This window comes from Phyllobacterium sp. (assembly GCF_037994425.1).
Lineage (GTDB): Bacteria > Pseudomonadota > Alphaproteobacteria > Rhizobiales > Rhizobiaceae > Phyllobacterium.
The window spans coordinates 1-10,413 of record NZ_JBBNAM010000133.1 but is presented as its reverse complement, the minus strand read 5'-3'; the positions used below and the strand labels follow the sequence as shown (position 1 = coordinate 10,413).

At 60.0% G+C, this 10,413-nt stretch carries 9 protein-coding genes, 1 tRNA gene and 1 pseudogene; all 11 read left to right on the top strand.

The window, feature by feature from the left end; all coding sequences use genetic code 11:
• Positions 1–584, top strand: a 584-nt coding sequence (locus AAAB35_RS09595) for a formate dehydrogenase N subunit beta transmembrane domain-containing protein (protein ID WP_340668055.1), incomplete at its 5' end; no start/stop codon positions are given.
• Positions 584–1,285: a formate dehydrogenase subunit gamma gene (locus AAAB35_RS09590; protein WP_340668054.1), complete on the top strand. Its 702-nt coding sequence runs from the start codon at positions 584–586 to the stop codon at positions 1,283–1,285. The genes AAAB35_RS09595 and AAAB35_RS09590, both read left to right, overlap by 1 nt.
• A gap of 75 nt (positions 1,286–1,360) precedes the next feature.
• A complete protein-coding gene (fdhE, locus tag AAAB35_RS09585) occupies positions 1,361–2,281 on the top strand; it encodes a formate dehydrogenase accessory protein FdhE (protein ID WP_340668053.1) in 921 nt (306 codons plus the stop codon).
• Positions 2,282–2,290: 9 nt separating this feature from the next.
• Positions 2,291–3,697: an L-seryl-tRNA(Sec) selenium transferase gene (gene selA, locus AAAB35_RS09580; RefSeq protein ID WP_340668052.1), complete on the top strand. Its 1,407-nt coding sequence runs from the start codon at positions 2,291–2,293 to the stop codon at positions 3,695–3,697.
• A 62-nt stretch (positions 3,698–3,759) separates the two neighbouring features.
• The gene (locus tag AAAB35_RS09575) at positions 3,760–4,491 is read left to right on the top strand and encodes a tetratricopeptide repeat protein (RefSeq protein ID WP_340668056.1); all 732 of its coding nucleotides are present in this window, start codon (positions 3,760–3,762) and stop codon (positions 4,489–4,491) included.
• 6 nt (positions 4,492–4,497) lie between these two features.
• Positions 4,498–6,333, top strand: a pseudogene (gene selB, locus AAAB35_RS09570) (selenocysteine-specific translation elongation factor); the annotation flags it as partial.
• A gap of 123 nt (positions 6,334–6,456) precedes the next feature.
• Positions 6,457–6,552: transfer RNA gene (locus AAAB35_RS09565), tRNA-Sec, on the top strand.
• 32 nt (positions 6,553–6,584) lie between these two features.
• Positions 6,585–7,064, top strand: a complete 480-nt coding sequence (locus AAAB35_RS09560) for a hypothetical protein (RefSeq protein WP_340668051.1) — start codon at positions 6,585–6,587, stop codon at positions 7,062–7,064.
• A gap of 635 nt (positions 7,065–7,699) precedes the next feature.
• Complete coding sequence (locus AAAB35_RS09555) at positions 7,700–7,891, top strand: hypothetical protein (RefSeq protein ID WP_340668057.1); 192 nt, start codon at positions 7,700–7,702, stop codon at positions 7,889–7,891.
• A 610-nt stretch (positions 7,892–8,501) separates the two neighbouring features.
• On the top strand, positions 8,502–8,951 hold the full coding sequence (locus AAAB35_RS09550; RefSeq protein WP_340668050.1) for a hypothetical protein: 450 nt from the start codon (positions 8,502–8,504) through the stop codon (positions 8,949–8,951).
• Positions 8,944–10,173: a biotin/lipoyl-binding protein gene (locus AAAB35_RS09545; protein WP_340668049.1), complete on the top strand. Its 1,230-nt coding sequence runs from the start codon at positions 8,944–8,946 to the stop codon at positions 10,171–10,173. The genes AAAB35_RS09550 and AAAB35_RS09545 overlap by 8 nt, the downstream gene beginning before the upstream one ends.
• The last annotated feature ends 240 nt before the right edge of the window (positions 10,174–10,413 follow it).

The window sequence follows — 10,413 nt, the reverse complement described above, 5'->3', positions numbered from 1 at the left end:
GCCTCAAGGCCTGTCCGGCGCCCGGTGCCATTGTCCAGTATTCAAATGGCATCGTCGATTTCGTCCACGAAAACTGCATCGGCTGTGGCTATTGCGTGAAGGGATGCCCCTTCAACATACCGCGCATCTCGCCGGTCACTCATGTAGCGTACAAATGCACGCTCTGTTCCGACCGTATCGCTGTCGGCCAGGGGCCAGCGTGCGCGAAGGCCTGCCCGACGCAAGCGATCGTGTTCGGCACCAAGGAGGAAATGAAGCACCATGCCGAGGGGCGCGTAACCGACTTGAAGTCGCGCGGTTTCGCCAATGCTGGGCTCTACGACCCACCGGGTGTCGGTGGCACGCATGTTATGTACGTGCTCCATCATGCCGACATGCCGGAAATCTATGCGGGGCTGCCGAACAATCCGAGGATCAGTCCGCTGGTCGAGGCGTGGAAAGGCGTGACGCGGTATGCCGGATTTGCCGTGCTTGGCGTCGCGGCCATCACCGGTTTCATGCATTATCTGGTCGCCGGACCCAACCGCGTCTCGCAGGAGGATGAGGAGCAGGCAGAAAGGCTCACGGAAGAGGAGCGGCGTTGATGAGCACAGAATACGACGTCGAGAAGGGCGACAGCGTTCATCCTGGCAAGCCCGTCACGGTCGATCGCTACACGGCAGGCGCGCGGGTCAACCACTGGATCACGGCGGTGAGCCTCGTGCTTCTGGCCATATCGGGCCTTGCGCTGTTCCATCCGAAACTCTTCCTCCTGACCGGCCTTTTTGGCGGCGGACCTCTCACCCGTATCATTCACCCGTGGATCGGCGTCGTTCTCTTTTTCAGCTTCCTTGGCCTGTTCCTCCGCTTCTGGAGAGCCAATCTCTGGAAGCGGGAAGATGGCACCTGGCTTGCACGGATTCGCGACGTACTGACAGCCCATGAAGAGCGCCTGCCGGAGGTCGGCAAGTACAATGCCGGGCAGAAATTTGTCTTCTGGTCGATGTCGCTGCTGATCATCGTTTTGATCACGACCGGCATCATCATTTGGGACCAATATTTCTTCACCCTGACGACGATTGAGCAGAAGCGCTGGGCGATGCTCGTCCACTCTATGGCGGCGATCCTGGCAATTAGTGTCTGGATCATTCACGTCTACGCAGCCATCTGGGTGCGTGGTACAATTCGCGCGATGACGCGCGGTTCGGTCACCGGCGGCTGGGCGTGGCGGCACCACCGCAAATGGCTGCGCGAGCTGGTGGCGAAATCGCCAAAGAACAAATCGGGAAGAACGCCCGCCGAATAACGGGGCGTTGCAGCGAGACGGACATCTTGCAATGGGATCGGTCCACGTGGCCCGGCGGGTTCGTGAGGGAGCAGTATGAGTCGCAAAAGCGCGGTCGCGCCGGATCCAACGGCAATCGGAAATGTCTCGTCGCCGCCTTTTGCCCGACTGCCGGATCCGGGTTCGACTTTTTCGGCAAGAGCGGTGCGGCTGCGGCAATTGGCTGAAACGAGCGAGCTCTCACCCTATCTTCAATTCCTTGCAGACCTCGCGCAGGCGCAACACGCTATCCAGGCAGATCTGCCAACGGCCGACGCCCCAGATGGGCCAACGATCGAGCGGGCGCGCGCGTTTGCAATGCCACTTATCGATCGCGCACGTATCGAAGGCGACACCGTGGTGCTTAGTACCCTGTTCGATCGACTGTTTGCGGCCGCCACCCCAATAGAAAAGCCGATTGCGGCCGCCGAGGCTCTGACTCGCGTACGCGCCGCGGACAGCGAACGTCGCGGTGTTATGGCAAGAGACGTTTTCGCCCATGCATTGCCGGCCGATGCAATTGCCGAGCACATTTTTATCTGGGCGGCGCTGCAGGTGCATTTTGCGCGGCTGGCTGCAGCGCTTGACGTCAAGGCGTTGGTGCCGGTCGCCGATGGCATCTGTCCGGCCTGCGGCAGCTTGCCGGTGACATCGATGGTAGTTGGCTGGCCGGGTTCGCACGGCGCGCGATTTTGTTGCTGTTCACTGTGCGGCACGCTCTGGCACTATGTGCGCATCAAATGCGTGCTTTGCGGCTCGACCAAGGGGATCGGCTACCAGGAGATCGACGGGCAGGGCGGCGCGATCAAGGCAGAGACCTGCGACGAATGCCAGGGCTGGTCAAAGATTCTTTATCAGGAGAGGGAGCCGGCCGCCGACCCGATTGCCGATGACGTCGCCAGTCTTGGCCTTGATCTCCTGATGCGACAGGGGCCCTACCGGCGTGGCGGCTTCTCGCCCCTCCTTGCCGGCTTTTGAGGGATCGCGATGGACAGCAACGCCAATCTGCGCGCCATTCCCTCGGTCGACCAGCTGCTGCGGTCCGAAGCGGCCGAGGCGGCATCCGAGCGCTTCGGACGACATGCGGTGACACAGGCACTTCGTGACACCGTGGCCGAGGTGCGGCGCAACGTCCGCAAGGGGTTCATCCTGCCGGCATTGGACACGATCCTGGGCAAAGCCCTCGCCAGACTTGCGGCGCGTGAGCGGTCGACGCTGCGTCCGCTATATAACCTCACCGGAACGGTGCTGCACACCAACCTTGGCCGCGCCCTGATTGCCGAAGAGGCGATCGAGGCGGCCGTTTCTGCGATGCGCGCAGCGGTCGCACTCGAGTTCGATGTTACAAGTGGCAAGCGCGGCGAGCGCGATGATCATCTGCGCGGCCTCATCTGCGAACTGACGGGGGCGGAAGACGCAACCGTCGTCAACAACAATGCCGCGGCAGTCCTCCTTGTGCTGAACAGCCTAGCGGCGGGCCGGGAGGCCATCGTTTCCCGCGGCGAACTCATCGAGATCGGCGGCGCCTTTCGCATGCCGGATATCATGACGCGTGCGGGCACGCATCTCGTCGAGGTCGGCACCACCAACCGCACGCACAAAGCCGACTATGTAAATGCCATTGGTCCGGACACCGGACTGATGCTCAAGGTCCACACGTCTAATTATCGGATCGAGGGCTTCACCAAGGACGTCAATGCACGGGATCTCGCAGACATTGCGCACAAGGCGAGCATCCCTCTCGTCAACGATCTTGGTTCCGGTACCCTGACGGACCTTGGCCATTTCGGCCTTGCCCACGAACCGACCGTCCGCGAGGCCGTTGCCGAGGGGGCGGACATCATCACGTTTTCCGGGGACAAGCTGCTCGGCGGACCTCAGGCGGGTTTCATCGTCGGGCGCAAGACACTTATCGAGACGATCAACCGGAACCCGATGAAACGCGCGTTGCGCGTCGACAAGATCCGCCTTGCCGCCCTGGAAGCCACCCTGCGCCTCTATGGCAACCCGGATCGGTTGCGCGAGCGACTGCCCACTTTGCGGCTGTTGAGCCGGCCTCAAGCGGACATTGATGCGCAGGCGCGGCGCCTGGCGCCGCTGGTTGAAAATGCCCTCGATGGCGCGTTTATGGTTTCAGTCATCGCTTGCGTCAGCCAGATAGGTTCAGGCGCCCTGCCGCTCGCCAGCGTGCCGAGCGCTGGGCTCGCCCTCGCGCCGGTTAAAGGCGGTGGCCGCGCGCTCGACGAGCTTGCGGCGGCTCTAAGGACCCTGCAAGTACCGGTCATTGGTCGCATTGAGCGAGGATCGCTGGTGCTGGATCTTCGCTGCCTCGACGATGAGGCGGGATTTGCCGACAATCTTGTAAGCCTTCAAATTAAGGGAAGGGCGCAATGATCAGTGTCTTTGGCCGGCTCACACGAAAGCGGACGGACGTGCGTCAATCAGACGAAGCAAGGATGGCCGTGGCACTTGAAGCTGCCATGAGAGGTGATTATGCGAGGGCGCTTCCCATATGGGAGGCGCTGGCGCGGCTGGGAAATGCGCGCGCCCGCAACAATATCGGCGCATGTTTTGCCGACGGTCTCGGTGTTGTGAAAGATCCCCGTCTTGCCCTGGACTGGCTGACGCTGTCGGCGGACGCGGGTGATGCGGTCGGGCAACGCAATCTTGCAACGCTGCTTTTCAAGGGCGAGGGGATCGAACCCGATCATGCCAAGGCCGCTATACTCTACCGCAAGGCGGCGGAGCAGGGGGATGCCGAAGCACAGGACATGCTGAGCTTCATGCTGCTTGAGGGCGACGCCATCGCTCGAGATGCCGCCGACGCACGACGGTGGGCGCTCGCTGCTGCACAGAACGGTTCTGCCGCCGCGATGACCAGGCTTGGCATGCTCTATCACAATGCAATCGGCGTTCCGCGCGATCCGGTGGAGGCGGTGCGCTGGTGGCAGCGCGGGGCCAAGTCAGGTGATGCCGACGGGCAGGCGATGCTTGGGGCTGCATACCACCTTGGAAACGGCATTCCCCCCGATCCCGTTGCCGCGTTCACATGGCTGCTACGGGCGCGCGCGGGCAAAAGCAGGCTCGCCGTTCCCTTTTTCGACGTGGTCCGGGCCTCGCTTGACGCCGATCAGACCGCGCACGCTGAACGGCTTGCTGCAGTGCCCCTCTCCGAGACGGAGACTTAACACGTCATGATCATAGGCACGGCGGGGCATATCGATCATGGTAAGACGTCGCTGATCAAGGCGCTGACCAATGTCGATACCGACCGGCTGAAAGAAGAGAAGGCGCGCGGTATTTCAATCGATCTTGGCTTTGCCTACATGCCGGTGGATGGTGCAGGGACACTCGGCTTTGTTGATGTACCGGGGCACGAGAAATTCATTCACACGATGCTCGCTGGCGCGAGCGGTATTGACTTCGTGCTGCTTGTTGTTGCCGCAGATGACGGAATCATGCCGCAAACGCGCGAGCATCTCGCCATCATCGATCTCCTCGGTGTCGAGCGCGGCATCGTTGCTCTGACGAAGGTCGATCTTGTGCCATCCGCAAGGCTCGGCGAGATTGAAGGCAAAATACGCAGCCAACTTGCCGCTACGGCGCTTGGCGACGTACCGATCATTCCCGTTTCAACAGTGACAGGCCAAGGCATCGAGCAGCTCCGCGACGTGATCGTTGCGGTGGCACGCGGCTTTACCCGGCGGCAAAGTAGCGGCCGATTCCGCCTTGCCGTCGACCGTTCCTTCACAATTCAAGGAACGGGCACGGTGGTTACCGGAACCTTGCTTTCTGGCAGTGTTGCCATTGATGATCACGTGACCGTCAGCCCCGCGGGGCTTCTCGCGCGGGTCCGCTCCCTCCATGCCCAGAATCGGCCAAGCGAAAAGGGCCATGCCGGCGATCGCTGTGCGCTCAATCTTGCTGGCGACGGGATATCGAAGTCCGCGGTCAGTCGCGGCGACATGGTCCTTGATCGAACCTTGCATGCGCCGACGGCGAGGATCGACGCGACCTTGCGCGTGCTCGGCTCCGAGCCAAAAGCGATTGCCCACTGGTTTCCGGTGCGGCTCCACCACGCGTCGACCGAAGTCGGCGCCCGCATCGTCCTGCTTGGCGATGCGCCGCTTCTCCCGGGAACGCGGGCAAACGTCCAGCTCGTGCTTGACCAGCCCATCGCCGCGGCAGTGGGCGACCGCTACATCGTTCGCGACACCTCGGCGCGGCGCACGGTGGGTGGCGGCCGTTTTCTGGATTTGCGTGGGCCGGTTCGCAAACGGCGCACACCCGAACGGTGCACGCAGCTTGAGGCGCAGGCGCATGTCGACCCGCAGCGCGCCGCCGAGGCGCTGCTTGCAACGCCGCCCTTCTATCTCGACCTTACAGCCTTCGCCCGCGACAGGGCGCTTGCCGCAACCGATGCAGAGGCTCTTGCACAGGCCATCGGGGCGATGCAGCTTTCCGTCGGCGCTGAACTCGTTGCGATTTCGCTCACGCGCTGGCAACAGTTCCGCCAGGACCTCCTGGACCGACTGGACGCCTTTCATGCCAATCATCCGGACGTTCTGGGCATTGGTGTCGAACGCTTGCGCGCGCAGCTCGAACCGCGACTACCGGGCCCGGCCTTTCGTTCGGCGCTGCAACGGCTTGCGGGGGCAGGGGAGATTGTCATTGATGGGGCATGGGTGCGGCGAACGTCCCATGAAGTGACGATGGCGCCCACTGACGAGCGCCTCTGGGGACTCATTGAGCCCCTGCTTGGCGGTAATGAGCGGTTTCGCCCGCCCCGCGTGCGCGACATTGGCACGCTGATTGCCGTTCCAGAAGCGGACGTGCGCCGCCTCATGAAGCTTGCAAGCCGCATGGGCAAGACGCACGAGATCGCCCACGATCACTTCTTCCTTCGGGAAACGGTGACACGCATGGTCGCCATCATTTCTGAGTTGAGCGCGGCGTCGGACAGGGGCTGGTTTACCGCGGCGTCGTTTCGCGATCAGGTTGAGAACGGTCGCAAGGTTGCCATTCAGATCCTTGATTTCTTCGACCGTCACAGTGTTACTGTGCGGCGCGGGGATCTGCGCCGCCTCAACCGGGACCGGCTCGATCTCTTTGGAAGTTCCGTGCGTGGTGCAGCCGGCGACGGCTTCGTTTCAGGAGGAGATGCGTCCCCGGTGGGGCGTCCGGACTTCAAATCCGGGAGGGGCCGAGAGACGGTCTTTGGTGGGTTCGACTCCCACTCTCTTCCGCCAACCCATGGGCAATCCAGATCGGGACGCTCCTGATGACGTACATCAAAACCTTGGAGGAGAGGGCTGAAAGCGCCAAGGCCGCTGAAACACTTTATCGCCGCGAGGCGGCCTTGCGCATAACGGCGCTCGAACAGGAACGCGCCTTTGCATTTCGGCGGCTCAATTTGATGCGGGCGCTCGCCGAGGCGATGGAAACGCCAGCGGGCGACAGCGAACAATCGAGGCAGGGCGGCGAGGAAATCGCCGTGGCCCGCGCCCTTGGCCTCTTGCAGGTGAAACTTGGCTGGTCGTTGGAGAGCGAAGCCGGCGATGTAACGCTTGCCAATTTCACCCCGGTGGTGATTGCCCTCTACCGGGCGGCAGGCGCAGAACGTGAACGGGAATCCGATCGCGGTGAAGATGTCGGAAAGGTACTTGCCCGGTTCGAGGACTGGTACGCGACGACCTACCATGTTTCGTTCTGGATGCTTTTCGACAATCCCATTCCGGATACGCCCCGCGTCGACTTCTGAGGAACGCCCGTGGCACTCGGACGCCAGGCCCATACCTCCATGGGTCGCTGTGCTACCTCCGACTCTGGCGCGTCAATCGTCTCCAGGATATGTCGCCGAACCGAGATCACCATGCCCTGTGCCGCTCCCTCGCAATCTCTTGCAACCTTTCCGCCAAGGCGACGCGTTTCTGCTTGAACTCGTACGCTACATTCATTCGAGGCTCCGTTTTTACCGGAACCAGGGCAGTGAAGATGCCAAATTAGGTCTGGTGGTTTTTACTACCTAACCATTCGCGAGCCAGTGTCCCGCCTGCGGCGATAGAAACGGTGTGCTGGTGTGGCCGTCCGCATTTTGGTGGTGTCTAACCCTGTTACCTAACGTTGTCCATGGCTGTTGCGCACTTGAGAGTGGTGACGCCGTTTAAGGCGATCTCGGATGGGAATTTGATGTTTTGGCACAGCCCAGACCCTCCATTCGACAATAGAATAAGAGAGCCCGCCATGGCTGGAACAAAAAGTCTCGTAGCAAGCGTATATTTCCCCTACTCACCTCAATGCTGCTGCAAGCGACATCGCCGCCACGATGCACGTAGCCCGACCAAGCTTCCGAGGCGGTACGTAGTTTGGGAACCTTCACAATAAGTGCTGACGCAAATGAATGTGCAACTCCACCACGTAGTGACAGACATCACCGGTGCGACCGGCATGGCCATCATCCGGGCGATTGTCGGGGAGCGCGACCCGGTGGTGCTGGCGACCCATCGCGACCCTCGCTGCCATGCCTCTGCGGAGACGATCCGTCAGGCGCTCATCAAAAAACATGGGATCAAACACCCAGATGACTAATACTGCCGCGGAGAAGGAAGCTGAGCGAAAGGCCAAGAACGCATGGCGCAAGAAGAACCCGCCTTCGCCCGAGCAGAGGGCTATGGAGGCGGACCACCGAGCTCGACGATGGCGTGAGACATACGATACAGGGCGCGACAAAAGGCATGGAATAAAAAACTTCCGAGAGGTTAGGGCAAGATAGAGGAGTCGGAGTCCAACGGCGACACTTGATGTTGCTGGGGTCCTGATGCGGTCAAGGGGAAAATAGGGACATGTCAGAGACACCCCAATCAAGCCACCTAGCCTACCAACGTGGACAAGGCACCGCCGGTCTGTTCGAGCATAGCCTGTCCCAATTTTCGATAAAGACTGAGACAAGGACCAGTCGCACATACCCCTGACAGAGGCAGTGAGCAACAGCGATTTCCGCAAAAACATCATCATCTACGACATAGAGTACGTGTGTCTGATGGATTACTTTTTACCATCTGGATCTCGTTTGGCCGCCAATCGGGATTTGCAATAGTCGGGCTTTCGAAAAGTTCATTCTAATTACATTGACATGCAAATGAAGGACGTAGAGGTTGAGTTAAATTGCCCGGAAGGGGCGTTCGTTGGGGAGCTGGGAATGGCTGACAATATACATCCTGCTGCGATCGAGCATCTACCAGTTTTCATCACTGCACCCGGCCAGACGGATTGGCTGTTCAATGCGATTGTCGTGTTTCTTCTGGCAATGATCCTCATTGTCGGCAATTTTTATTTCCGACTTCATGCTCTGCCGGAGCACATGGCGCATAAGGGCAAAAAGGTGCAAATGGAGATTGTGGCCGTCCTGGCGCTCATTTCCCTGTTTACCCACAACCATATCTTTTGGATCATTGGTTTGTTGCTGGCGATGATTGATCTGCCGGATTTCTCGGGGCCGATGGTGTCGATTGCACAGTCGCTCGAAAAACTGTCTGGACGCGAGAGAACTGGCGAGGATGAGGTAATAGTTTCACTTCCTGAATCGGAGCCTAAATCTGAACCGGAGCCTAAAGCCGCGACTGCAAGGGGGGTGTCTGAGCATGTTTGAATTAATGCTTTGTTCAATGTTGACAATCCTTCCGGACTATCTCTTCCGTCGTTACGTGCAAGACAGGCGTCTCGGGCGGGATATCAACATTTATACGGTGTGGTATGAGCTGCGCTGGGGCATCACCGCATGCCTGTTGCTGACTGTTTCGTTGATCACGCTCATCTTCTACTATCATCCTTCGACCAAAAACGTCACCGCCATATTCCGTACCGTCACGATCCTTCCCGAAGCGACGGGCCGCGTTGCCGAGGTATTTGTCGGCTTAAATACAAAGGTCAAAGCCGGCGACCCGCTGTTTCGGCTCGACAGTTCCGAACAGGAGGCAGCGCGGGAAACGGCACAGCGCCAAATCGATGAAGCGACCGCCGCGACTGCGGTGGCACAAACCGAACTGGCGGGCGCGGACGGTCTTATCCAGCAGGCACAAGGTGCGTACCAGCAGGCTCTGGACGAGTTGGCAACCAGGCAAGAGCTTTTGCGGCGCAAGGCGGACGTCTCGGTTCGCGAGGTGGAGCGTTTGCAAATCACCGCGGATGGGCGGAAAGGCGCGCTCGACGCCGCTGTTGCCAACAAGCGCACCATAGAAACAAAACTCTCATCCCTCCTGCCGGCCCAGAAAGCCAGTGCAGAAGCAGCACTAGCGCAAGCACAGGTCGAGTTGGACAAGACCCTGGTTCGAGCAGGCGTCGCGGGAACCGTCCAGCAGTTCGCGCTGCGGCCTGGCGACGTTGTCAATACGATGATCCGACCCGCAGGTATCCTTATTCCCGAACAGGCCGGCCGCGTCGCTCTGATTGCCGGCTTCGGCCAGATCGAGGCCCAAGTGATGAAAAAGGGGATGATTGCCGAGGCAACATGCGTCGGCAAGCCATTTACGATCATTCCGATGGTCGTGACCGAGGTCCAGGATGTCATTGCAGCGGGACAACTCCGTCCAACGGATCAACTAATCGATGTGCAACAAATGGCGCAAGGCGGGACGCTCACCGTCTTCCTCGAACCGCTCTTTCCGGGGGAGTTGGAGGGGCTGCCGCCGGGCAGCAGCTGCATCGCCAACGCCTACACTAACAACCACGACGCACTCGCCGCAAAGGATATCGGCACGGGGAAATGGTTGTTCCTGCATGTAGTGGACACGGTTTCGATTGTGCATGCCATGATTCTCCGCATGCAGGCGCTGATGTTACCGGTGCAGACGCTTGTATTCGGGGGGCATTAAAACCATTGCAGCGAGAGATCGCTTAACTGCAGTCTCTTCAGGGAAGCCGACGGCAGGGGCAATGACGGAGGTTGGTTGTTACAGGGTGCGATTTTTTTTCCGTCGAGGCCATACGTAGTTCCTAAGACAGGTCGATGCATTGCAGGAACTGTGGAAAAATCAACTATGGCCCGGACCCAATAATTGGCTTTCCCTAAACGCTGGGACGTGATTCATTGCCTCGACGAAAGAGGGGTGAGA

Coding starts and splice junctions, on each gene's coding strand:
- AAAB35_RS09590 (WP_340668054.1), top strand. CDS start 584: ATGAGCACAGAATACGACGTCGAGAAGGGCGACAGCGTTCATCCTGGC.
- AAAB35_RS09550 (WP_340668050.1), top strand. CDS start 8,502: ATGGCTGACAATATACATCCTGCTGCGATCGAGCATCTACCAGTTTTC.
- AAAB35_RS09555 (WP_340668057.1), top strand. CDS start 7,700: ATGAATGTGCAACTCCACCACGTAGTGACAGACATCACCGGTGCGACC.
- AAAB35_RS09545 (WP_340668049.1), top strand. CDS start 8,944: ATGTTTGAATTAATGCTTTGTTCAATGTTGACAATCCTTCCGGACTAT.
- AAAB35_RS09560 (WP_340668051.1), top strand. CDS start 6,585: ATGACGTACATCAAAACCTTGGAGGAGAGGGCTGAAAGCGCCAAGGCC.
- AAAB35_RS09575 (WP_340668056.1), top strand. CDS start 3,760: ATGGCCGTGGCACTTGAAGCTGCCATGAGAGGTGATTATGCGAGGGCG.
- selA (WP_340668052.1), top strand. CDS start 2,291: ATGGACAGCAACGCCAATCTGCGCGCCATTCCCTCGGTCGACCAGCTG.
- fdhE (WP_340668053.1), top strand. CDS start 1,361: ATGAGTCGCAAAAGCGCGGTCGCGCCGGATCCAACGGCAATCGGAAAT.